At 37.5% G+C, this 22935-nt stretch carries 22 protein-coding genes; 6 read left to right on the top strand and 16 right to left on the bottom strand.

Annotation, left to right across the window (positions count from 1 at the left end; translation table 11 throughout):
- Positions 1–152 precede the first annotated feature (152 nt).
- A complete protein-coding gene (locus ACQ334_RS02500) occupies positions 153–2951 on the top strand; it encodes a TonB-dependent receptor (protein WP_430986581.1) in 2799 nt (932 codons plus the stop codon).
- 57 nt (positions 2952–3008) lie between these two features.
- Here the strand turns inward: ACQ334_RS02500 and ACQ334_RS02505 are convergent, their stop codons facing one another.
- On the bottom strand, positions 3009–3788 hold the full coding sequence (locus tag ACQ334_RS02505) for a transporter (protein WP_430986582.1): 780 nt from the start codon (positions 3786–3788) through the stop codon (positions 3009–3011).
- Between the two features lie 234 nt (positions 3789–4022).
- Here ACQ334_RS02505 and ACQ334_RS02510 point away from each other — a divergent pair, with 234 nt between their 5' ends.
- The gene (locus ACQ334_RS02510) at positions 4023–4931 is read left to right on the top strand and encodes an SAM hydrolase/SAM-dependent halogenase family protein (RefSeq protein WP_430986583.1); all 909 of its coding nucleotides are present in this window, start codon (positions 4023–4025) and stop codon (positions 4929–4931) included.
- Here ACQ334_RS02510 and ACQ334_RS02515 read toward each other — a convergent pair.
- The 8 genes from ACQ334_RS02515 to ACQ334_RS02550 all read right to left on the bottom strand — a co-directional run bounded on the left by ACQ334_RS02515 (position 4928) and on the right by ACQ334_RS02550 (position 12203).
- Complete coding sequence (locus ACQ334_RS02515; protein ID WP_430986584.1) at positions 4928–6391, bottom strand: geranylgeranyl reductase family protein; 1464 nt, start codon at positions 6389–6391, stop codon at positions 4928–4930. The two genes, ACQ334_RS02510 and ACQ334_RS02515, sit on opposite strands and share 4 nt — an antisense overlap.
- Positions 6392–6393: 2 nt before the next feature.
- Positions 6394–7422, bottom strand: coding sequence for a polyprenyl synthetase family protein (locus tag ACQ334_RS02520; protein ID WP_430986585.1), 1029 nt, complete (start codon positions 7420–7422; stop codon positions 6394–6396).
- Between the two features lie 10 nt (positions 7423–7432).
- On the bottom strand, positions 7433–8146 hold the full coding sequence (locus ACQ334_RS02525) for a hypothetical protein (protein ID WP_430986586.1): 714 nt from the start codon (positions 8144–8146) through the stop codon (positions 7433–7435).
- Positions 8124–8789 (bottom strand): hypothetical protein, encoded by a 666-nt coding sequence (locus ACQ334_RS02530; RefSeq protein WP_430986587.1) that lies wholly within the window; start codon positions 8787–8789, stop codon positions 8124–8126. The genes ACQ334_RS02525 and ACQ334_RS02530 overlap by 23 nt, the downstream gene beginning before the upstream one ends.
- 3 nt (positions 8790–8792) lie before the next feature.
- Positions 8793–9500 carry a hypothetical protein gene (locus ACQ334_RS02535; RefSeq protein WP_430986588.1) on the bottom strand — a complete coding sequence of 236 codons (708 nt, stop codon included), beginning with the start codon at positions 9498–9500 and terminating at the stop codon, positions 8793–8795.
- Between the two features lie 6 nt (positions 9501–9506).
- On the bottom strand, positions 9507–10289 hold the full coding sequence (locus ACQ334_RS02540) for a hypothetical protein (protein WP_430986589.1): 783 nt from the start codon (positions 10287–10289) through the stop codon (positions 9507–9509).
- Between the two features lie 34 nt (positions 10290–10323).
- A complete protein-coding gene (locus ACQ334_RS02545; protein ID WP_430986590.1) occupies positions 10324–10806 on the bottom strand; it encodes a hypothetical protein in 483 nt (160 codons plus the stop codon).
- Positions 10807–11009: 203 nt separating this feature from the next.
- Positions 11010–12203: a pyridoxal phosphate-dependent aminotransferase gene (locus tag ACQ334_RS02550; RefSeq protein WP_430986591.1), complete on the bottom strand. Its 1194-nt coding sequence runs from the start codon at positions 12201–12203 to the stop codon at positions 11010–11012.
- Positions 12204–12249: 46 nt separating this feature from the next.
- Here ACQ334_RS02550 and ACQ334_RS02555 point away from each other — a divergent pair, with 46 nt between their 5' ends.
- Positions 12250–13419 (top strand): THUMP domain-containing class I SAM-dependent RNA methyltransferase, encoded by a 1170-nt coding sequence (locus ACQ334_RS02555; protein ID WP_430986592.1) that lies wholly within the window; start codon positions 12250–12252, stop codon positions 13417–13419.
- A gap of 98 nt (positions 13420–13517) precedes the next feature.
- Here ACQ334_RS02555 and ACQ334_RS02560 read toward each other — a convergent pair whose 3' ends face one another.
- The 3 genes from ACQ334_RS02560 to ACQ334_RS02570 all read right to left on the bottom strand — a co-directional run bounded on the left by ACQ334_RS02560 (position 13518) and on the right by ACQ334_RS02570 (position 15482).
- Positions 13518–14282, bottom strand: a complete 765-nt coding sequence (locus ACQ334_RS02560) for an NYN domain-containing protein (RefSeq protein WP_430986593.1) — start codon at positions 14280–14282, stop codon at positions 13518–13520.
- Between the two features lie 30 nt (positions 14283–14312).
- The gene (locus ACQ334_RS02565) at positions 14313–14942 is read right to left on the bottom strand and encodes a Pr6Pr family membrane protein (protein ID WP_430986594.1); all 630 of its coding nucleotides are present in this window, start codon (positions 14940–14942) and stop codon (positions 14313–14315) included.
- Between the two features lie 186 nt (positions 14943–15128).
- Positions 15129–15482: a helix-turn-helix domain-containing protein gene (locus ACQ334_RS02570; protein WP_430986595.1), complete on the bottom strand. Its 354-nt coding sequence runs from the start codon at positions 15480–15482 to the stop codon at positions 15129–15131.
- Between the two features lie 278 nt (positions 15483–15760).
- Between ACQ334_RS02570 and ACQ334_RS02575 the strand changes: the two genes are divergently transcribed.
- Both ACQ334_RS02575 and ACQ334_RS02580 read left to right on the top strand, forming a co-directional pair.
- Positions 15761–16714 (top strand): hypothetical protein, encoded by a 954-nt coding sequence (locus tag ACQ334_RS02575; RefSeq protein WP_430986596.1) that lies wholly within the window; start codon positions 15761–15763, stop codon positions 16712–16714.
- Between the two features lie 113 nt (positions 16715–16827).
- The gene (locus ACQ334_RS02580; RefSeq protein ID WP_430986597.1) at positions 16828–17619 is read left to right on the top strand and encodes a hypothetical protein; all 792 of its coding nucleotides are present in this window, start codon (positions 16828–16830) and stop codon (positions 17617–17619) included.
- Between the two features lie 52 nt (positions 17620–17671).
- On the opposite strand, the gene ACQ334_RS02585 is transcribed toward ACQ334_RS02580, so the two are convergent.
- The 3 genes from ACQ334_RS02585 to ACQ334_RS02595 all read right to left on the bottom strand — a co-directional run bounded on the left by ACQ334_RS02585 (position 17672) and on the right by ACQ334_RS02595 (position 20107).
- Positions 17672–17899, bottom strand: a complete 228-nt coding sequence (locus tag ACQ334_RS02585; protein WP_430986598.1) for a VF530 family DNA-binding protein — start codon at positions 17897–17899, stop codon at positions 17672–17674.
- 3 nt (positions 17900–17902) lie between these two features.
- Positions 17903–18781 (bottom strand): DUF6263 family protein, encoded by an 879-nt coding sequence (locus ACQ334_RS02590; RefSeq protein ID WP_430986599.1) that lies wholly within the window; start codon positions 18779–18781, stop codon positions 17903–17905.
- 93 nt (positions 18782–18874) lie between these two features.
- A complete protein-coding gene (locus tag ACQ334_RS02595; RefSeq protein ID WP_430986600.1) occupies positions 18875–20107 on the bottom strand; it encodes an isocitrate dehydrogenase (NADP(+)) in 1233 nt (410 codons plus the stop codon).
- A gap of 266 nt (positions 20108–20373) precedes the next feature.
- Between ACQ334_RS02595 and ACQ334_RS02600 the strand changes: the two genes are divergently transcribed.
- Entirely contained in the window at positions 20374–21258 is an 885-nt protein-coding gene (locus ACQ334_RS02600) for a T9SS type A sorting domain-containing protein (protein WP_430986601.1), read from the top strand.
- A 204-nt stretch (positions 21259–21462) separates the two neighbouring features.
- Here ACQ334_RS02600 and icd read toward each other — a convergent pair whose 3' ends face one another.
- Positions 21463–22773 carry an NADP-dependent isocitrate dehydrogenase gene (gene icd, locus ACQ334_RS02605; protein ID WP_430986602.1) on the bottom strand — a complete coding sequence of 437 codons (1311 nt, stop codon included), beginning with the start codon at positions 22771–22773 and terminating at the stop codon, positions 21463–21465.
- Positions 22774–22935: the final 162 nt, after the last annotated feature.

Genomic DNA, 22935 nt, shown 5'->3' on the forward strand with positions numbered 1-22935 from the left:
TAACCGTCCCTAACTTGTTGGGGACGGTTTTTTGTTACCCAACTGTTATTCGAACAACCAGCTAAACGCAGTTGTTTTAATTACTCAATTTATTTTATTAGTTTTACTGCCTGCTTGTTATCCCGCTTTTTATCAACCAAAACCATGTTATTATGAGACAATTATTATTGACAGTATCCTTAATTTTCAGCAGCTACCTTTTGTTTGCACAACAAACAGTAACGGTTAAAGTGAAAGATGTAAAAACAGGGGATCCTGTAACCAGTGCATCAGTAGTTGTAAAATCAACCGGCAAAGGCGCTTCTACCAACAACGATGGTGTTTTTATCATCCAGGTTAAAGCATCTGATGTTTTGGAAGTAACCAGCGTTGGTTATAAACCTCAGTTAGTAAAACTTAACGGCTCAAATGAAATCACTGTTTTTCTTGAAGTGGCTTCTCTTGACCTGGGTGATATAGTGGTAATAGGTACACGTGGTGCCGCAAGAGCAAAAACAGAAACTGCTGTTCCTGTTGATGTGATCAAAATAAACCAGGCCGGATTACCTACTGCAAAAATGGATCTTACTTCAGTTTTAAATATGACGGCACCATCATTTAACTACAATAAACAAAGCGGAGCAGATGGAGCGGATCATGTTGACCTTGGTACATTGCGTGGCCTTGGCCCTGATCAGACGTTGGTTTTAATTAATGGAAAACGCCGCCACTCTACCGCCTTTGTTGCATTATTTGGTACAAGGGGCAGAGGTGCATCGGGGTCTGACCTGAATGCATTTCCACAAAACGCAGTAGACAGGATTGAAATATTACGTGATGGTGCTTCAGCACAATATGGTAGTGATGCCATGGCGGGTGTAATGAATATCATTCTAAAAAAAGATATCAATCACTGGACGATCAATACCGGCTGGGCAGGTTACTATGATAACAAATTCAATACTTCAAAATTTAATGAAGGCAACCAGTATTATTCCGGCAACAAAATTGATGGCGGCACATTTACCTTCTCTGCAAATAATGGCTTTGGGTTAGGTAAAAACGGCGGCTTTATTAATTTTTCACTGGATTATTTAACACAAAATAAAACTTATCGCCAGGTAGATACCACCAACTGGCAAACGGATAAATACGCTTTACCTTATATCAATAGCGGCCGCAGGGCATTCGGTGATGGTTCTGTAAAAACATACGGCACCATGTACAATATGGAGATACCTGTAAAAGATACAAAAACAGTGTTCTATTCTTTTGGTAGCGTTAACCAAAAAGAATCGGATGCATTTGCCTACTCAAGAAATTTAAGCGCTAAACCCAAACGCTTTCCTACAAGTGCAGGTGGCGCCCCGATATTTGTACCCGGTATAATGAGAGTATCTAATGACGGAGAAACTTATTACAATCCTCATATCGGCACTAATATCAATGATGCCTCTATTGCTTTAGGCTTCAGGGGTATCAGTACAAAAAACTGGAACTGGGATGTGAGTCTTACCAATGGAAAAAATGACTTTCAATATTTCGGAGATAAAACTTTTAATGCTTCATTAATAGGCAATACAGAAAAAACTTATTTCCTCGATGGTGGATTCAGGTTCAGGCAGGCTACTTTAAATGTTGACCTGAGCAAATCATTTAAAACTGTTGCACAGGGATTAAATATCGGTTACGGATTTGAATACCGTAACGAAAAATATACTATCAATAAAGGAGAAGAAGCCTCTTATGCGGCTTACCCTAACAGTTATGATCTTGCGCCTGGTGCACAGGGGTTTCCCGGCTTCAGTCCTGCTGACGTAGTTGACGCAAGGCGTTACAACTTCAGTGCTTATGGAGATGCTGAATTAAATGTTACTGATAAATGGCTGGTTGATGGTGCGGTGCGTTTAGAAACCTATTCTGATTTTGGTTCGGTAGCTACTTTTAAATTTGCTACCCGTTACAAAGTGGCTGATAATTTTAATTTAAGAGGTTCAGTAAGTACGGGTTTCAGGGCACCTTCTTTACAACAAATTAATTTCAGTAATACGCTTACTTCTTTTAGTAACGGGCAACTGGTGCAGTCACGTGTTTTACGCAATGGCGATCCCATTACCAAATCAATTGGCATTCCTGACCTGAAGGAAGAAACTTCATTAAATGCCAGTCTTGGTTTTGCATGGAAACCTGTGAGTGGCTTTACTGTTACCGTAGACGGGTACATGATAAAAGTAAAAGACAGGGTAGTATTATCAGGTTTGTTCAGCCAGGGAGATCCTTCTTTACCACAAAGTTTCAATGATCAGTTAGCAGCCTTAGGTGTGTCTACTGCACAATTTTTTACCAATGCAGTTAATACTACTAATTACGGTGCAGATGTGGTGGCGGATTATACTAAAAAATGGGCTAATCATAGTTTTAAAATATTACTGGCAGGTAATTTTCAGGATATAAAATTGGACAAGATAAATGTACCGGCTGCATTAAGTACTACCACACTGAACAAAAATACTTTTTACAGTGACAGAGAAATTGCATTCTTAAAAGCATCAGCACCAAAAGCGAAATTTAATTTAAACCTGGAGTATGGTTGCGGTAAGCTGGGTTTTGGCACACACCTTACTTATTTTGGTGGTATTAAGTTATTGGGCTTTGGAGATTCCACGCCTGATAATCCATATAACTCTGGTATCAATCCGATGGTGCCTTCTGATGCCAACGGTACTTATGTGCCTGAAGTATTTGATTACAAAGGAAAGTTAGTAACGGATCTTTTTGCTTCCTATAAATTTTGTAACCAGGCTACCATTTTTATTGGCGCCGATAATATACTTAATGTGCATCCTAACCTTGGCGTTAATCCTTTAGCAAAAGGCTGGGCTGGTGATAATGAAAGTGGCGGCCCCTGGGATAGTGTACAGATGGGTTTTAATGGCATGAAATTATTTACTAAGCTGGTTCTTAATTTTTAATAGCATAAACTATCTTTTTTATAGGAGTTGTAGATTTATTAAGCAATAAAGTTTTAATTATTTATTGTTGGTTTTAAAACGGAAAGAAGCGCCTACGGTAAAAAAAATATCAGGCGCTTCTTTGTTTAATCCAAATCCTGCAGAAGCATCCACTTTAAAATTATTATTGACATAATAAGCGATACCGCCATCAATACTATTTTGTGGTTTATTATTCTTCCAGATAAAACCAAAAGCTTCAATATAAGCTTCCCAATTATCATCAATATTAAATTTAGGGGAAATGGTATAAATGTATGCAGGAGCATCACCGAATCTTTCCCACTCCAAGCCAATATTGTAATTAAGCGATATGGTTTCCGAAATAGTATGATGAAAGGCAAAACGCAAATTTGCACCATCAATAGAATCATTGTTGGTAGTTCGCAAACTGTGAAAATTATAGTTTGCTATAAATGACGTTTTAGGTATAATTCCTTTTTCATTAAACAGGTTAACCATTCCACCCACCTCAACATTGGTAATCCCTGTTCTAATTTGAGTTAAGTTTGAAGCTTCATTTTTAATTGTGCCCCACTCAGTTTTTATTCTTAGTTCCAGTCTTTTACCTAATCCATATTTTGTTAGTAGTGATGGATGCTGAAAATATATGTCCCGATATGGAGGCGAAAATTTATCAACTTCTTTAAGAAATCCAATTTCTGATTGTATCCATTTTTTGGGAACTGTAAAAGCAGTGTTTGTTTTACCTGGCCTGTCTGTAATAATTCTTTCTGTTTGCGCAAATCCGATAAATGGCATTGTAATTAGAACAAAATATAAAATTAGTTTTAGCATGCGATATAATTAGATAAAATTTCAAATATATTCTTACTAAGAGATTTGTTAGATATAAAAATCTTTTAGTAATGTTAAATAATATTTGTGTTTCATTTTTAAATTATTAAGGAAGTATTTTTAGATAACGATTCAAATATTTACCTTAATTTGTATTATAGAATTGATTAATAAACTTGAAATAATATATATATTAAAGAGATGAATAATTTAAATAAAGGGTTGCATCAAACAATGCCGAAACAATATTTTTACCGTTTTATACTAACAATTAGCCTTACACTATTTTCAAATATTTTATCAGCCCAAAATAAAATTGTTGTCTTTCAATCAGATTTTGGAGTAAAAGATGGTGCCGTATCCGCAATGAAAGGTGTAGCCATGGGAGTGGACAGCAGCCTTAAGTTATTTGATCTTACCCACGAAATTCCGGCTTACAATATCTGGGAAGCGGCATATCGCTTGGAACAAACCGTGCAGTACTGGCCGGCAGGTACCGTGTTTGTTTCTGTTGTTGACCCTGGTGTGGGAACGGATAGAAAATCCGTTGTACTAAAAACAAAAGCCGGGCATTTTATTGTTACGCCGGATAATGGAACGCTTACTTTAATTGCCGCATCAGAAGGTATTGCAGCTATAAGAGAAATTGATGAAGCAGTGAACAGGAGAAAAGGTTCAGAAAAATCTTATACTTTTCATGGCCGTGATGTATATGCATATACTGCTGCAAGGTTAGCCGCAGGGGTAATCAGTTTTGAACAGGTGGGGAAATTATTACCTGATGAAGTAGTGAGCATTCCTTATCAGAAAGCAACAGCAGAAAATAAAAAAGTAAAAGGCACGATCGCTATTTTAGATATCCAGTATGGAAATATATGGACCAATATTCCTGCAGATATTTTTAAACAGCTGGATGCAAAAGTGGGTGATGATCTGCACGTGGTAATTTATCAGCATAAAATAAAAAAATACGAAGGCAATATGCCTTACGCTTCAACTTTTGGTGCGGTGGCAAAAGGCAAACCATTATTGTATCTAAACAGTTTGCTGCAGGTATCTTTTGCATTGAACATGGATAATTTTTCTGCAGTGCATAAAGTGTATAGTGGTAGCGAATGGACGGTAGAAGTGAGTAAGCGTTAAGTTTTCTTCATATTTTTTACTACATGCCCTGCAACAGAAAATGTTTTTGCAGCAGTCCGTAATAACCAGCGGCCATGCACAGCAGGGTTGTTTTTAATTTCATCAATTAACGAAACTATAAAGTTGGATACTTCTGTTCCACCACTTAGCATTTGTTGGGGATCTTTTAAAATATGCTCCAATGTTTTTGCAATATCTTTTCCTCCCTGCGTAATTGATTTTAAAATGAATGCACTGTTGAGCGCTTTATGAGAAGGGTAGGTGCCTTCAAAAATTCCGGCAATAGTGTCGGCATAATTTTTATCTTCTTTAGCACAGGAAATAATTACCGATAATAATTTCATCCATACCGGTGATAAAGTTTTATTACGGGGAAATTGTACTAATAAATTCGACAAGGCAAAATCATAACCCTGTTCCTGGTTTACTTTTTGGCTGTAGGTATTCATTGCAACTGCAGAAAAATCATTTTTTGCAAAACAGGTTTGCAAAGCTTCTGCAGCCCATCGGGCACTTAACAAAGCATATTGAATACCGTCACCGCTAAGCGGATTAATTAATCCTGCCGCATCACCCACTAATAATATACGGTTGCCGCTGATGGGAATATCAGGGTTATAAAATTTTATTGGCCAGCCTTCAATCTTCCCTTCAATGGTTCCATTGCCAATACGTTTTTTTATTTCAGGATTTTGATTGATGTGCTCTGCAAGCATTTCACGAACCTGTTGCGGTTTGTTGGGTAATGTCTGGCTTATCATTGCCATGCCAATATTGGCGCCATGAGGTGCTTTAGGAAACATCCAGAATATGCCGGGAAAAACTTTATCGCTGAAATAAATATCCACCCTGTCTGAAGGGCCATTTACATTTTCGTAATAAGCACGTAATCCTAGTAATTGAAATTCGTCTGAAGGTTGTACCCCATGCATTTGCCGGGCTATTGCACTCCTGCTGCCATCCGCACCAACAATTATTTTTGATTTAATAGTAATAGTTTTTTGCTGCTGCTTTAATTGTGCTACAACAGCATTTTCATTTATCCCGTAACTGGTAACCCTTGCATTTTCGATATAAGCAGCACCGGCTTTTTTTGCTGCTTCATAAATCCAGTTATCCAACTCTATACGTGGTATTATTCTTGCATGAAAAGGTAAATGCTCAGGTTTAGACAGGTCAATAAATACTTCATCGTTTTTTATAAACAGCCCTACTTTATTAATCTCATTTGCTTTGGCAAACTTTTCGGTATTGGTAATACCCATGGCGTGCAATTCTTTTAATGCAATAGGGCTTACCCCATCGCCGCAAACTTTATCACGGGGAAATTTTTCTGCTTCTGCAACAATTACTTTTAATCCTGCTTTGGCAAGATGATACGCAAGGCCACTACCTGCAGGTCCGCCACCGGCAATAAGCACATCACAATCGTATTTTTGTATTGCTTTGATGGTGATCATGATCAGTAATCCCTGTTTATCATGTAAAGAATAATACTTTCAATCAATTTTTTGTCCTTTGAATCTTTCAGCCCGGAAAAAACAGTGTAGAATTCTTTTAACGCACCACCAGCCATATACTTGGCAGTTTTTTTTCCATGTTCAATAGAATGATATTTATGCATGAGTTGCAATATCCATGCGGCAGTGTCAGTACTTCTTTCTTTTATAGGTAAAGCCAGGTATTGCTGAATTTTTTCTAGTTCAGTTTTGTTGCAGTTTTCTAAAAGATGTATCAGCATCAGGGTTCGTTTGCCTTCCATGATATCACCACCAATTTCTTTACCGTATTTTTTTTCTTCAGCAACAAGATTCAACACATCATCCTGAATTTGAAATGCAGTACCCATAAAATACCCGAGCCGGTTAAAAATATCCGGATCAATTTTTCCACTGGTACCAATGATGGCACCAATTCTTAATGGATGCATACAGGTATACCAACAGGTTTTTTTTAAGATCATCCGCAGGTAATCTTTTTCTATGAGTGTACAGATATTATCCTTGCGCCAGCCCAGTTCAAGCGCTTGTCCTTCCACACTTTCTAAAACCATATGCTGTACTTCAGTAAATATTTTTTCAGAAATTTTCGGGCCAACAATTTCTTTGTTTTTAAAAAGCGGGTAAAGCGCCAGCACATTCATAGCATCGCCAACGTTGATGGCAATAGCCCTGTTGTTGTATTCATGCATGGTGGGTTTATTGCGGCGGTAAAAACTTTCGTCTTCCACATCATCATGAATTAAAAAAGCATTGTGTAATAATTCCAGCGTAACGGCACTGTTCAGCGCTAATTGTAACGAACCACCATAAGCCTTACACGCTGCAATGCACAAGCCCGGCCGGAACCATTTGCCGCCACGTTCCGGGTAATCGTGGATAAGATCGTATAAATATTTCCGGGGTTCTTTGCTGGGGATAAAATGCTTTATGCCTTTAAGGGTATCTGCTCCATATTCTGCCAACATTTCTTTCATCAATGTCTCATGCATAGGTATGGCTTTATGCGGTTACTGTAATTTCAAAAACAGTTTTTACTAAAGTGTTATTGGCATCGGTAATTAAAGAGCAATAACGGCCGGCCTTTACAGCTGCAGGTAATTTTACAATGATGGTAACTTCTTTTTCTTCTCCCGGTTTTAAATTAAATGTAGCCGGTGTAAGTGTTATATACCGGGAAAGAATTTTTTGGGTGCCATTGCCCGTCAGATTATTTTTAACCAACTGCACTTTCACAGTTTCCTTTGTAGCTGTGTTGCCAATGCTCATAGATAATTTTATTGTTTGCCCGGCTTTGGCAGGGGCATCGGCTTCAATTACAGTAAATACATTGGCAGCAGCATTGGTTGATTTAGTTGCTGTTGTTGCTTCGGCAGTATTATTTTTTGTAAGTGTGGTATTCAATATACCAACCTGTTTACTTAATGCAGCAAAAGCATCCAGGAAAATATCGATGGCCTCATGGGTATCCCTGCGTATACGATTCATCAGGTCATCAGGGTCACTTTTTAAACTATCGGTATCAATTACTTTTTTTTCAATTCTTTTTGCCGCTAAAATACCTGCAGCAATTTCTTCTTCCAATACATTTACCGCACTGCTGATCACACGTTGTGCATTGCCTAATACATTATCGGGGTTAAGCAAATCAAATAAGTTATCGGTAAGTGTTGCACCTTTTTTTTTGCCTGTGCTATTTTGTTTGTTTTCTGCCATTACCTTTCTGTTGCGGTTTGTTTTCTTTTAAAGTAAGCTGTATCGAAAAAAAAGCAGGTTCAAAACCCTTTACCTGTACATTGCTGATATAAGTGCCGGGGCCAGCAGTTTTATCTGTAGCAATTTCAATTTTTACAGTTTGTACGCCACCTGGTTTTAATTCAAAAGATTGCGGATTAAAAATAGTAGTGAATTTTTTCTGTACTGTAGTATCGTTTTCAAATGTATAATCCGTATTTACCAATTGGCAGATTACAACATCAGTTTTTACGTTATCCAATACAAATTGAAGATTAGCTTTGTCACCTGCAATTGTTTCCGCTTTTAATATAAATGCAGGGGTTGCAATGTCGGGTTCGGTTGCTTCACCCGGAACAGTATCTTTTGTAATGCTTTGTTTGGCAATGCCCACACCAAGATCAATCAGGTTTTTAGCATGCTGTAAATTAAGTTTCAGGTAGGCATTAAAAGCATTGGTTAAGGCTTCGGGTTGAACAAAGCCAGCAGGTTTTGTATTATTACTTTGAGAAGTGAATTGCTTAAAAATGTTTGCGCCTTCACTTAAAAAAAATCTGTTGGCTTCAATTGTTTTATTTACCAGTTCTTCAATATCTTTTGTTACGCCTGATTTTTCCTCGCTCATAATTTATTTGTTTACCGGGGTAGCGGTGTTAGTTAAAACATTGGTGCCTGCAATATTTCTTTTAGGCTCACAATAAAAATGTGTTTTCCAGCTTTGCCATTTCAGTTTGTATTGTTGTTCGTCTTTGGGTTCTGCTGTAATTGCGTTATGATCATCAATTACCAGTGTAAAACAAATATTCTGATTGATATCTTTTTCACGCATTACAATTTCGGTAGTATAAGTACTGCCATTGGCAAATTTTGCAAGGTCCAGCATTAGCAATACCTGCTCGCTGCGGCCCGGAGTTAAGGTAACGCTGGTCTTATTTAGTTTAGGTTGTTCAGGTGCAAGAGTGCCATTTTCATCATTCAATTCTCTTACGCCAACACGAAATGTTTTGGTATGGCTGCAGGTGTTTTTTATCATAAATGGTACAATGATCCTTTCTCCCACCATAGCACAACGTTTAATGCTTGCAATACAATGCGGAGGACAATTCTCTTCCGGCGGGCAGCAGTTACAGCTATCCTGTAATTTTAGCTGAGGTATTTTTATTTGAGGCATTTTAAAAGTACCGCCATTACCATAAACAGATTTACTCATATCGTTTACATTACTCATCATGCCATCAATCACCGGCTTTAACATTGATAGAGACGAATCGGTAAGGCTTTGCATACTTTCTCCTAAAATTTTCTGTATGCCATCTAAGTTTAAATTATTAGCCATAAAAAATTATTTAATTTTTTTGTCGTTGTGTGCTTTAACGGAGTAAGTGATTTCTTTATCCCAAAAACGTACACTACCATTGTAGTCATTTGCAGCATCGCAATTGGCAGGTAAAGTAATATCCAGATGTATTAATTTGCTTGCACCGGGAGCAATGATCTCTCCCTTTTCTTCAATAGTTGCTCTTGCCCAATCGGTTAAATTATTGCGTACATTTTTTGTAATAGCATCCATCACCTGGTTATAGGTTTCCGCATTTTTTTCTCTGAAACCAATGCCAAAAGCTTTGCAAAGCATATCCATATCAAGCGCCGCAACATGTTTTATATCGGGTACCTGGAAGGGCATATTACCCATATTAGTAAGCGTAAAAACAGCAGTATGTGTTTTGCCCGGTGTGGTATCCTGAAAAGTAAAATCGCCGGGATAAATACTGATATCAATATGAGGCTGCACAATCATTTTTACTGCCCGTGCCTTGCCACCAACATTTAAAGTGCTTTCATAAGTGCCTGGTGGTGTTTGTGGATTGATGCGGTGTAAAATTCTTTCCGTTCTTTCTTCACCCGGCGCTAACCTGCAGGAAATCTGCAAGGGCATATCAGTTTTATATGCACCGCTGTTTTGTTTTACAGGTATAAGCTCAAGCGTTTTAATTCTTACGGCATCTTCGTGGTTATTACGCAGGTTAACATGGCCTCTTAAATTTCCCGGCGGGCCATTAAGAATAATTTCATCATTACCCACGCTGAGTTTTTCGTGGAATTCCTTACTGGTAATGGTGAGCATGGCTTAAAAATTTATGGTGAACTACAATTACTTCTTAACCGTGGGTTTTTTCTTTTGGTTCAGGAAAAGGGCGTGTATCAGGTTCGCAGCAATCTGTTTCGCAGCGTTCGGCGGCGGTGGGTATGTAGGGCTCGGTAATTACCTGGCTTTCGCCACTCAGGCAAATGTTGAACATCTCTATACCAAATGCTTTAAAACAAATGTTGGAATAATTAGGTATGCGTACCCTTACTTTCTGCATGTCTTTAATATCCTGCAGGGTAAACCGGGGTAAATTCAGAATTTCTATTTTACTATCCGTAGCTACAGGTTCTTTAGCATCGCCTTTAAGTTTTAAAACGCTGTCTGTTGTTAACAGGCCACTAACTTTAGTTTCAAGGCTGCCACTGTGTTTTGCATCGATGCCGCCACTAAGTTTGCTGCCAAGCTCGCCGCTAATATCGGGATTTATATTAAAATCTCTTTCGGGAATCAGATGGTGATCAAAAGATCCGGAGAAGCTGCTAGGTACACCCATAATATAAATTTTTATTTACATACAAAATAGAAAGTCTTTTGTTAAAATGCAACTGAATCAGGTTTTATTTTAATAAGACTTATCAACAATTGCAATGCTTTCTGAAAGGTGATCTTTGAGCCCTTACTGCATTGGCGAAAAATTTTATAAAAGAAATCCCCGCAATTTTGCAGGGATTTATAAAATATTTTATGGTGTATTATTTATACTCTTCCGGGATATTCTTCCAATGCTTTCTCTAAACAATCCATTGCCGCATTAATTGCTGTGGTATTTAATACATATGCCAAACGCACTTCCTGTTTGCCTAAACCCGGCGTGCCATAAAAACCCGTAGCAGGTGCCAGCATTACTGTTTGCCCGTTGTAACTAAAAGATTCCAATAACCATTGGCAGAAGGTATCACTATCATCAATCGGTAATTTAGCCATGGCATAAAATGCACCACCAGGGTTAGGACAAAATACCCCGGGGATAGCATTCAATCTTTTTACAATGGTATCCCTGCGTAATTTATATTCTGCTTTGGTGGTATCAAAATAATCATCCGGTAAATCAACAGCTGCTTCGCCTAAAATTTGTGCAAATGATGGCGGGCTTAATCTTGCCTGTGCTAATTTCATTGCAGCACCAAGTAAAGCGGTGTTTTTTGTTACAAATGCACCAATGCGTCCGCCGCAGGCGCTATAGCGTTTGCTTATAGTATCCATCAACACTACGTTGTCATCCACACCGGTTAAGTGCATCGCACTCGTATGTGTGCCTTCGTAACAAAATTCACGGTAAGCTTCATCAGCAAATAAATACAAATTGTGTTTGAGGATGATCTGCTTCAATACTTCCATTTCTGCAGCGCTATATAAATACCCTGTTGGATTATTAGGGTTGCAGATAACAATCGCTTTTGTTTTTGCAGTGATGGCTTTTTCAAAATCTTCAATGGGAGGTAATGCAAAACCATTTTCAATAGACGAAGTAATGGGTTTTACAATTACACCGGCTTCTACAGCAAAGCCATTGTAGTTAGCATAAAATGGCTCGGGAATAATTACTTCATCGCCTGCATCCATACAAGCCATAAAACCAAAGATGATGGCTTCACTTCCACCAGTCGTTATGATGATCTGTTCTGCTGTTACATTAATGCCTACTTTTTTATAATACTGCGTTAGTTTTTTGCGGTAGCTTTCATTGCCTGCACTATGGCTGTATTCCAATACTTTAAAATCGGCATGGCGCACTGCATCCAGGCATTGTTTGGGTGTTTCAATATCGGGCTGGCCGATGTTTAAATGATACACTTTGGTACCTTTCTTTTTAGCCGCTTCGGCATAAGGCACCAGTTTACGAATGGGAGAGGCGGGCATTTGTAAGCCCCGGTTACTGATTGTTAGCATAAAAGCAAAGTTATAAGTTCTAAGTTATAAGTTTTAAGTTTGCAGCATGCAAATTTTTGAAACTACCAGCCGTATAATTGTTACCTGCAGCAATCGTCTTTCGCCACATTTACAAAAGGAAATTGAAGCATTAGGATTAAAACCTGTACGTATTTTTAAAACAGGGGTGGAGTTAAGTGGTACTTTACACGATTGTATCAAGCTGAACCTGAATTTGCGTTGCGCCAGCCAGGTATTGTTTTCTGTAAAAGAGTTTACTGCTTTTAATGCGGATGCTTTGTACAAAACCTTATTAGATTTTGAATGGGAAGATATTATTCCTGCGGAAGGTTATTTTTCTATCACCAGCAATGTAGATAATGAAACCATCACCAATAATTTATTTGCCAATGTAAAAGTGAAAGATGCTATTGTTGATCGTTTCAGAAATAAAACAGGGCAACGCCCCAACAGCGGGCCGGAATTAAATCAAACGGTAATTCATTTATACTGGAAAGAAAGTATTGCAGAATTATTTATTGATACTTCAGGAGAAACTTTATCCAAGCATGGCTACAGAAAAATTCCCGGTAAAGCGCCAATGCTGGAAAGCCTTGCTGCGGCAACTTTATTAGCCAGCCGCTGGGATAGAAAATCTGCATTTATTAATCCCATGTGTGGCTCGGGAACAGTGGCTATTGAAGCGGCATTATTAGCGACTAATCGTAAACCCGGTTTATTGCGCCACAATTATGCTTTTATGCATTTGGTAAATTATGATGAACAATTTTATTTAAAAGAGTTTTCAAAATTAGAAGCGCAGGTTACTGAAGTGCCAGAACTGAAAATTATTGCCACTGATATCAGTGAAGACGCAGTAAGCATTTCAAAAATAAATGCCGGCATTGCAGGCGTGGAAGAAATGATTGAATTTGGTGTGGGTGATTTTGAAGAAACAAAACTGGTAGAGAACGAAGCCGGCGTGGTGTATTTTAATCCTGAGTATGGTGACCGTTTAGGTGTGGAAGCAGAACTGGAAATTACGTACAAACGCATGGGTGATTTTTTAAAAAAGAAATGTAAAGGGTATACGGGCTATATCTTCACCGGTAATTTAGAGCTGGCAAAAAAAATTGGCTTAAAACCAAAAAGAAGAATTGAGTTTTATACGAGTAAGATTGATTGCCGATTATTGGAGTATGAATTGTATGATGGGAGCCGTGAGAAGCAAGCGTAAAAGAGTATGCCACAGAGTTGCTCAGAGGTTACACAGAGAAACACTGAGTTTACTTTGTGAATCTTTGTGATAGCCTCCGTGAATCTCTGTGGAATTATTCACGATTCTTTGTTCCTGATATACACCAGCTTTATCCCCGCCTTATCCGTTTCTCTTTTATCAATTTCAAATTGTGGTAAAGATTTTATCAATGGTGTTAGTTTTTGAAAACCATAATTCCTCGGATCGAAATTGGGTTGTTTTTTCAATACTAAATTTCCTACATCACCTAAAAATGCCCAGCCGTTTTCATCTGCCAGATCATTAATGGTATGAGAAATCAATTTCAACGTTTCTTTATTCAGCTTATCTACTAAAGCTTTGGGTTTTGGATTAACGGATTTTGTTTTTGTGGTACTGGTCTCTTCAGGTTCGGCTTCAAATGCAGGAATAATTTCCATGTAAATGAATTTATCGCAAGCCACAATAAAAGGATTGGGTGTTTTCTTTTGGCCAATGCCAAACACTTTCATGCCGGCTTCTCTTAATCTTGTTGCCAGCCTTGTAAAATCACTATCACTGCTTACAATGCAAAAGCCATCTACCTTACCGGAGTATAAAATATCCATGGCATCAATGATCAAAGCACTGTCGCTGCTGTTTTTGCCGCTGGTATAACTGTATTGCTGAATAGGGGTAATAGCATTTTCCAATAACACATTTTTCCAGCCACTGATAGTAGGTTTGGTCCAGTCGCCATAAATTCTTTTAAAAGTGGGTGTGCCGTATTTGGCAATTTCTTCCATCACACCTTTTACATTGCTATAAGGCACATTATCGGCATCAATTAAAACAGCCAGGCGAATATCTTTTTGTATTTCCATTTTTGTATTTCAAATACAATTTACTCTTTTTTATGCAGAACGTTTGCTCATTGCTTTTGCAATGCCGATAAATAGAACGGCAAAAGCAACAAACACAGCGCATACTCCTGCACTATTGATAAGCACTTTACTATAGCCCAGTTTTATCACATCCAAAAAAGGATAAGGATACCATTGCGCCATTGGGCCACGTAATAAAGAGTATCCTAAGTACACCAAAGGAAAAATTGTCCATGGCAAAATAGTTGACCATTGTATATTTTGCTTAGGTACAAACTTAAACCAGAAGACCAGGTAAATAACCGGAATGATAAGATGTAACAATTCATCAGGAACCCTGGTTAAACCAGTTGGTGCCCATTGAAAACGCAGTATTAAATTATAGGTTAACGCCACAATACAGATATATACTGCAGCAGCAGTAAGTGTGTTAGCTCTTGCAAAAAAATTGCCTTTATCTGTAATGCCTTTTTTATACACCATAGTAAAACAAAGCGCCAGTAAAATATTGCTTTCCACAGTGAAGTAGCTAAAAAAACGAACGATAGTTTCGGGGATACCTGCAATGCGGTTTTGTATAGCCACATACAATTGGAGTAGTAATGAAAGCCATACAATCACGGCGCCAATGCCGGCAAAGGTTTTTGTTGATGACTGCATAAGGTTTAGTTTATAAAATAAAGTTAGGGGAAAAATAGCTTAGAGCGAATAACGCCTTTTTTAATGCGTTTTTAGCATTTTACCTGTTGGTTTTTGAGAGGAAAAAGAAATGTGAAAGTGATAAGCAATTCACTATCTGAGCTGCTAAAAATAAGCTTTTACAAAATGGTTGGAAAGCCGATCTCTTCAAATGTTTTTCTCAGCTATTTGGAGCAATAATAATGTAATATTTTGCTGTTGCTGTAGCATGATTTCCATAACACTTTTGGGTACAGCATAATAATTATCCATTTGTACCAAATTGTTGTAAGTTAAAGTCTTTGGGTCAATCACTATTGTTTTAGATTCGGATTGGAGTAAATGATCTAAGCTTACATTAAATTCGGTAACTATCCTGTTAATAATATCTAGGGTAAGCGTGCTTTTATCGTTTTCATATCTGCTATAGGTAGATTGGTCCATCAATAGCCTTTCGCTCATATCTCTCTGTGATAAATGATGCTGTTTTCTTATGTCCTTTAGTTTTTTGCCCAAACTCATTATAAATTCTCATTTAAATAGTGAAAACTCACGCACTTGTTTTGAATGCCAGCTTATTGGTAGATGATTGATTAAAGTAAAAAGTTGCACAAATGCGCCAGCCTAACCCCAATAATGAATAATTACTTTTTTTCTACTTCCATTCCACGTTTAGGGCTTGCTTTATGCAAACTTCACATAGGTTTATTAAGTATTTGCATAGGTATTATGAAAAGGTTGGGTAAGATTTGTATTGATAAAAAATTAATTTCTTCACAAAAAATTTTACTCTTTCATTTATGAGACTTAAATCAGCGCTAATAATATTTTTGGGATTATTTTTAATAAAAACAAACGCTCAAAATTTGTCGATTTCTAATGGGACTTTAAAATTTCCCTCTTTAGCGATATATGAGCAGTATGCCGACAATACTTTAGATAGAAATGATATTGTCAATGCAACAACTTCATTACAAACATTGGGTAAACAATTAGGAATATCGCCCAAAGATGATACTACAGAATCAATTTATCCAGAATTTTTATTGCAAATTTTGAATGCAGATAAGATTTTTACTCTAAGTAGATTTTTTGTAAAAATCGATTTAGAAAATAGTCAGGCTTTGGTAATTGATGTTAATGTTCCAAACGCATACTCTGCATTAGTTTCAAACAACACACAAGCAGATGGTATCATGGTATTTAATGATGAAACGGATAATGCAATGGATATATTAGAAGGCATTGAAAATGGAACTTTAGCTGCAAGTAATTATCAGTCTGCTGTAAATACAGATGGATTGTTCAGGCATTGTAGTGGGGCACCAAGAAACACAGATAAAGGCATTGAAATTTGGAACAGAGCACCAGATGGCGAATACTTTGCAATGTCGAATAAAGTAGTTTACCAAAAATTTATTTTCTTTTTTTCACTCCAGGCCAAAGAAGAGAGTCATAGAAGTTACAACCCAAATTCTTTTCCACATTTTTACAGAGCAATATTAAAATACAACATAAATGTAAAATATGTAAAAGTTAATGATTGCAATAAAGAATGGATAAATCAGAAGTCATTTAATGGATGTTCACTTGGGTATACATTAAATGAAACCTGGTGGCGGGCATATGAAGGTAGTAGGGCGTTAAGGAAATACGATTTATCGGCAAACTTTTATATTAAGCACAATATTAGCCCTTGTACATCAACAGATTTTTATCCTTCAAGACTATATCGTATAGTCTCAGGGTATTAAAGCGATCTAAAGTAGCAGGTTTGAATTATAGATGCAGCAAACTTTACTCACAGGGATTAAGATTGACTTAGATACTTGTATTACCTTTAAAGTAATATTAAGAAATAATGTGTATGATTAAAACACAAATATTAATAACAATTTCTTTTTTTTATTTACAAAATGTAACAAGCCAGAAATTATTTATTGTACCTGGTCTTGTAGGCCAATACAGCTATTTTTCAAAGGCAACACCCAAAGAATCTGATTTTAGTACAAAGCCCAAGTTTAATGGAACCTGGTTTATTGATGTATGTTATATGCCCTCAAAGACTTTATTTAAGATTTCATTAAAAGAATCTGTATTAGGGGAGAACTTTAATATTAAAACTAATTTTTCGGATACCAGCCTGGGTTTCCGAAAAATTGAACATTCAGATGGAATAGATCAGTTGGTTTTAACTTTTCAAGTTCAAAAAGATATTTTTGCCAACACAAACAAATCCGATTATTACTTAAATTGGTTTTATACTTTTGGGGCTGGCATTGGGTTTAACAGAGCTAAATACTATTATGATTCATTTTTGATCGCCAAGACTATAAGATGGGATGGTATGTATAATTATGCTCAGCATACTACATCCTTTGTTCGAAAAGGATTAGGATTGTTTCTGTCTTCAGCGATTGGCTTTAAATGGATTAATGGCAAAGGGAAAACAATTTTAATTTCTGAGCTTTATGCAGATTTAGGGTTAACAAGGATGTTAAGAGTAAACGTAAATTATGAATATGGGACATACTCAAACCCGTCATTACATAGAAAGGTTGATGACATGGAATTAAATTCGACAGGCACAACTTTTGGTTTAAAAATCGGAGTGCCTATAAAAGTTTTAAAGAAGGAAAGACATAAAAAAAGGGCTTAATTTTTTTGCAAAATTTAAGAAGCCGGATAAGTTTCCCTCATGTCATTTTATATCACCAGCCACCATCAATTGAACCGATATAAAGTGCTTCCACTTTTTTTCTTGCCCACTCTGTTTTGCGTAAAAATTTTAATGAAGAATTAATACTGGGGTTATCAATAAAGCAATTGATGCGTATAGTGTCACCCAATTCTTCCCAGCCATATTTGTTGACTAAATATTCCAGGATGGCTTTTAAAGTGATACCATGCAGAGGATCTTTATTGACAGCGTTGTTCATCAATTATTTATTGCTTAAATAATAATCTGCTTTTATGGTCATCGGTACTTTTTGCCCTGCCATTTCCATATCCGCTTTCACATCCATTTTGTACGAACCATTTTCAAGATAGCCATCTTTCATTTTTATAGTGAGCATCCCTTTCTGCGTTCCCGACATCGACATACCGATTGACATGCCATTCTGTTTCATATCTCCCTTACCATCAATAAGGCCATCCACATCAATATCAGCCAGGCCATTCTTAACACCCACCAATTTATATTTTATGCTTACCTGCATATCTATATTGGCAAGGTTTACTTTTGATTTTGAGGTCCAGGTTTCTCCTACTCTTACAGGTTTGGAAGGATACATGCTGAACATCATACCAAACATATTATTCATCTGGTCTTTCGAAAACATTTTTTCCATCATCTGCTTGCTTGCCTCATTGTCGGTGCTGTTCAGCATCAGCGAATCAAAACCTTTTACCTGTGTAATTTCGTTGGTAGGAGATAATTCTATAACAACCGATTTGCCGATCATTTTTCCAATAGATTCATTCATAATGCTATCCATATTAATTGCCCCCATGGCTTTATTGCCCATATCCATTCCCATATGCATTTTGGTATAGGTCAATTTTAATTCCTTGCTGGTATTGGTAGTATCTGCTACTTCAAATGTTATACCTGCATCCATATTCATTTTCATGTCCATTGGCTGCCCCATCACATTCATCTTCATGTTCATATCCATTTTAATATTCTGATGAAAAGTATCTGCTTTACTCATCCGCATTTTAATGGTATAGGCTTCGCCTGTAAGGCCATTGTTGCAGGAGAATAAAAGCAAACTGAATGCTGTAGCAATTAAAAAGAGCAGGTTATTTTTTTTCATAAAAAGTGTGATTGGTTGATTAATGAGGGTATAAATGTAAACTAAAAAGGCAACTATTACAGTTGCCTTTTATTATTTCATTTTTAATTGATTTTACAATCCCATTTTCGCTTTTAAATTAGCGTCAATAGCGTCTAAAAACTCTTCAGTGTATAAATAATGGTCACCATGTTTTACTTTGTTGCCATGTATACAAACCGCAAGGTCTTTAGTCATTTTACCACTTTCAACAGTTTCAATACAAACAGTTTCCAGTGCATTACAAAAATCGATCAGTGGTTGGTTGCTGTCTAATTTACCACGGAAGGCCAAACCTCTTGTCCATGCAAAGATTGATGCAATAGGATTAGTAGAAGTTGGTTTTCCGGCCTGGTGCTCCCTGTAGTGACGGGTAACGGTACCGTGTGCAGCTTCTGCTTCCATGGTTTTTCCGTCGGGTGTAACCAGTACAGAAGTCATTAAGCCCAATGAACCGAAACCTTGCGCTACGGTATCACTTTGTACATCACCATCATAGTTTTTACAAGCCCATACAAAGTTGCCATTCCATTTTAATGCACTGGCCACCATGTCATCAATCAGGCGGTGTTCGTAAGTAATGCCTGCTTCTGTAAAGGCAGTTTTAAATTCTTTCTGGTATACTTCTTCAAAAATATCTTTAAAACGGCCATCATATTTTTTAAGAATGGTATTTTTTGTAGACAGGTATAAAGGCCATTTTTTGCTCAGTGCCATATTAAAGCAACTTCTTGCAAAACCATAAATACTTTCGTCGGTATTGTACATGCACATAGCCACACCATCACCTTTATAATTGTACACTTCAAAAACCTGTGGTTCGCCGCCACCTTCCGGTGTAAAGGTCATGGTTAATTTTCCTTTGCCTTTAATTACGGTATCAGTAGCACGGTACTGGTCGCCAAAAGCATGACGGCCAACAATGATCGGTGCCGTCCAGTTAGTAACTAATCTTGGTACATTCTGCATTACAATAGGTTCACGAAAAACAGTACCGTCTAAAATATTACGGATAGTACCATTGGGAGATTTCCACATTTGTTTCAGCTTAAATTCTTCCACCCTTTGTTCGTCAGGTGTAATGGTAGCGCATTTGATACCTACCCCACAGGCTTTGATGGCATTGGCCGCATCAATAGTTACCTGGTCGTTGGTTTCGTCACGGTATTCCATACCCAGATCGTAATACTGAATAGGCACATCCAGGTAAGGAAGAATTAATTTGTCTTTAATGAATTTCCAGATGATTCTTGTCATCTCATCGCCGTCCAGTTCCACCACCGGATTCGCTACTTTTATTTTTGCCATATCAATTAAATTGTTTTGTGGTAAAATTACAGAAATACTGGTGTATTATCAGCATTTTAGTCATATTGATGAACAGGGTATGCCTGTAATTATGTTTTACCCTGTATTTTAATAAAAATAACAAGTATACAAAGGGGTATAAAATTTTCTGCAAACCGATACAACTATTTTCCTCTTAAGATCGACTAAGAACCTGAAACAAACTCCTTTGAAAGGTTAAAGAACTTTTTATTTACACTATTTAATCATTTTAAAACAAGAGTTTGATGAAAAAATTATCTACTTTATTTGCTTCTTTATTATTTTTATTTTCGGCACATGCCACGCTTTACACCGGTAGTTTAAGCAGTGCAACAGGAACTGCGGGTAGTGCTGTTACAGTTACCTTTAATCTTACCAGCGGCCCGGCCATTAGCGAATTGGTGATTTATTCTTCAATTTTGGGCACGGTTACCCCGCTTACAACAGCCAATAACCCGGTTTTTGGTATTTATAATAATAATTACACGGCCACTTTTACCGTACCATCCGGATATCCGAATGGCACACCCGTTTTTTTTACAATAAGTACCAACCCGTTCGGTACTGTGTATGGTAATACCAGCCCGTTCCCTATGTATACTATTTTACCTATTACCTATATCAGCAACTCGGCTAAGTATATTGAAGCCGGAAATAAAGTGGCTTTAAACTGGAAGATCGGCTCTGCAGACGGCGTAAAAGAATTTAAGGTCATGCGTAGTACCGATGGCTTCAGCTTTACAACGATCGGTACTGTGTTACCGGGTTCAACCACAGATTATACCTACGAAGATTACCTGCCTAATACTGCCGTAAATTATTATTACAAAATTTCGGGTGTAACCATGGATGGTATGGTTAAGGAAACAGGAAGAATGCTGATTAAAAAAAGCGATAAAAATGCAGCACCGGTTATTTTAAATAGCGGGAATGTAAAAAATGAATTGCTGGTTACGGGTGTTAACCTGATGGATTATAAAGCCGGTGAAATAAAAGTTTTTGATGTAACCGGCCGCAGTTATACAGCTGCTATACAAAGCAGCAATTCCATTTATGTTACTACTTTATCTGCTGGTATGTATTTTTTAAAGATCAAAGATTTGCCTGCCCTCAGGTTTATAGAAAAATAATTTACAACAGCACCCTATCGATAGCACCCTATCGATGCTATTTAAAGAATAGTTTATTTATCATAGCAGCATCGGAAATCATACTCATGAAAACAAATAAAATCTGAATACCTGACAAGCCAAAATAGCACGCAGAAAAAACCCGGTTATTGCCGGGCTTTTTTATTACTGTAATTTTTTAAGTATTTAGAAATTCAACAGTTATTACAAACTTGAGCTTTTTTTCAATTGTGCTTCGCCTGTTACCGTGCCCATATTATTTATAATTTCATTGCCAAACTCACTTGTTTTTAATAAGGTAGCGCCGCTCATTAAGTTATAAAAATCTATGGTTACCCGCTTGCGCATAATAGCTGCCTGTAATGCATCGGTGATCAAATCTGCAGCTTCTTTCCAGCCGATATATTCCAGCAACATACAGCCACTTAATATTACCGAAGAAGGGTTCATACTGTTAGTACCTGCAAACTTAGGTGCCGTACCATGCGTAGCTTCAAATACGGCATAACCGGTTTTATAATTGATGTTGGCACCGGGTGCAATACCAATACCACCCACTTCAGCAGCCAGGGCATCAGAAATATAATCGCCATTTAAGTTTAGTGTAGCTACTACAGAAAAATCTTTTGGCGCAATCAATATCTGCTGTAAAAAATTATCTGCGATCACATCTTTTATCAATAATTTTCCTTCGCTTAGTGCTTTACGTTGTACTTCATTGGCATGTGCCTCGCCATGATCTTTCTTCAGCTGATCCCATTCATCCCAGGTAAAAGTTTTGTCGCCGAATTCCTGCCTGGCTACTTCGTAACCCCAGGTTTTAAAACCACCTTCGGTAAACTTCATGATATTGCCTTTATGCACCAGCGTTACTGAGGACAGGTGATGCTCCAGCGCATGTTCAATAGCAGCCCTTACCAGTCTTTTGCTGCCTTCATTACTAACGGGTTTTACACCATAACTGGAGTCGCCCGGAAAACGGATATTTTTTACGCCCATTTCTTCAATCAGAAATTTTTCAAATTTTAATGCCTCGGCACTACCGGCTTTCCATTCTATACCGGCATAAATATCTTCTGTATTCTCCCTGAAAATTACCATATCCACCTGCTCAGGATGTACTACCGGGGAAGGCACTCCTTTGAACCATTTTACCGGGCGCACACAGGCATACAGGTCAAGGTCCTGGCGCATTGCTACATTCAGTGAACGGATACCACCACCAATGGGAGTAGTTAGAGGCCCCTTTATAGATACAATATAATCTTTTGCGGTTTGTAAAGTATCAGCAGGCAGCCATTCGCCGGTTTGTTTAAATGCTTTTTCACCGGCCAGCATTTCTTTCCAGTTTATTTTGCGGGTGCCTCCATAAGCCCTTTCCACAGCGGTGTTAAATACTGCTTCCGCTACTTTCCATATTTCGGGGCCAATGCCATCGCCTTCAATAAACGGGATGGTGGGATTGTTGGGAACATTTAGTTTTCCGTTGGTACCCATGGTAATTTTTTCTGCCATAAATAATTTATTTTGTTTAAACAGTTATCTTAATGCAGCACACATTAATGGCGCCTGTCCCGAGAGAGATTTGTGTGCCGCCTCGGGATGGCACTCTTGTACAGTAAATCTTTATTGAACTTTTTGTGTTGCAAATTTACAACATGTGCTGATATGGGAAAG

The organism is Ferruginibacter sp. SUN106 (assembly GCF_050611765.1).
In the GTDB taxonomy this organism is placed as follows: domain Bacteria; phylum Bacteroidota; class Bacteroidia; order Chitinophagales; family Chitinophagaceae; genus Ferruginibacter.

Coding starts and splice junctions, on each gene's coding strand:
- ACQ334_RS02595 (WP_430986600.1), bottom strand. CDS start 20,107: ATGGCAAAAATAAAAGTAGCGAATCCGGTGGTGGAACTGGACGGCGAT.
- ACQ334_RS02565 (WP_430986594.1), bottom strand. CDS start 14,942: ATGCAGTCATCAACAAAAACCTTTGCCGGCATTGGCGCCGTGATTGTA.
- ACQ334_RS02600 (WP_430986601.1), top strand. CDS start 20,374: ATGAAAAAATTATCTACTTTATTTGCTTCTTTATTATTTTTATTTTCG.
- ACQ334_RS02570 (WP_430986595.1), bottom strand. CDS start 15,482: ATGAGTTTGGGCAAAAAACTAAAGGACATAAGAAAACAGCATCATTTA.
- icd (WP_430986602.1), bottom strand. CDS start 22,773: ATGGCAGAAAAAATTACCATGGGTACCAACGGAAAACTAAATGTTCCC.
- ACQ334_RS02525 (WP_430986586.1), bottom strand. CDS start 8,146: ATGGCAGAAAACAAACAAAATAGCACAGGCAAAAAAAAAGGTGCAACA.
- ACQ334_RS02580 (WP_430986597.1), top strand. CDS start 16,828: ATGATTAAAACACAAATATTAATAACAATTTCTTTTTTTTATTTACAA.
- ACQ334_RS02560 (WP_430986593.1), bottom strand. CDS start 14,282: ATGGAAATACAAAAAGATATTCGCCTGGCTGTTTTAATTGATGCCGAT.
- ACQ334_RS02550 (WP_430986591.1), bottom strand. CDS start 12,203: ATGCTAACAATCAGTAACCGGGGCTTACAAATGCCCGCCTCTCCCATT.
- ACQ334_RS02585 (WP_430986598.1), bottom strand. CDS start 17,899: ATGAACAACGCTGTCAATAAAGATCCTCTGCATGGTATCACTTTAAAA.
- ACQ334_RS02520 (WP_430986585.1), bottom strand. CDS start 7,422: ATGCATGAGACATTGATGAAAGAAATGTTGGCAGAATATGGAGCAGAT.
- ACQ334_RS02500 (WP_430986581.1), top strand. CDS start 153: ATGAGACAATTATTATTGACAGTATCCTTAATTTTCAGCAGCTACCTT.
- ACQ334_RS02535 (WP_430986588.1), bottom strand. CDS start 9,500: ATGGCTAATAATTTAAACTTAGATGGCATACAGAAAATTTTAGGAGAA.
- ACQ334_RS02555 (WP_430986592.1), top strand. CDS start 12,250: ATGCAAATTTTTGAAACTACCAGCCGTATAATTGTTACCTGCAGCAAT.
- ACQ334_RS02505 (WP_430986582.1), bottom strand. CDS start 3,788: ATGCTAAAACTAATTTTATATTTTGTTCTAATTACAATGCCATTTATC.
- ACQ334_RS02590 (WP_430986599.1), bottom strand. CDS start 18,781: ATGAAAAAAAATAACCTGCTCTTTTTAATTGCTACAGCATTCAGTTTG.
- ACQ334_RS02510 (WP_430986583.1), top strand. CDS start 4,023: ATGCCGAAACAATATTTTTACCGTTTTATACTAACAATTAGCCTTACA.
- ACQ334_RS02530 (WP_430986587.1), bottom strand. CDS start 8,789: ATGAGCGAGGAAAAATCAGGCGTAACAAAAGATATTGAAGAACTGGTA.
- ACQ334_RS02545 (WP_430986590.1), bottom strand. CDS start 10,806: ATGGGTGTACCTAGCAGCTTCTCCGGATCTTTTGATCACCATCTGATT.
- ACQ334_RS02575 (WP_430986596.1), top strand. CDS start 15,761: ATGAGACTTAAATCAGCGCTAATAATATTTTTGGGATTATTTTTAATA.
- ACQ334_RS02515 (WP_430986584.1), bottom strand. CDS start 6,391: ATGATCACCATCAAAGCAATACAAAAATACGATTGTGATGTGCTTATT.
- ACQ334_RS02540 (WP_430986589.1), bottom strand. CDS start 10,289: ATGCTCACCATTACCAGTAAGGAATTCCACGAAAAACTCAGCGTGGGT.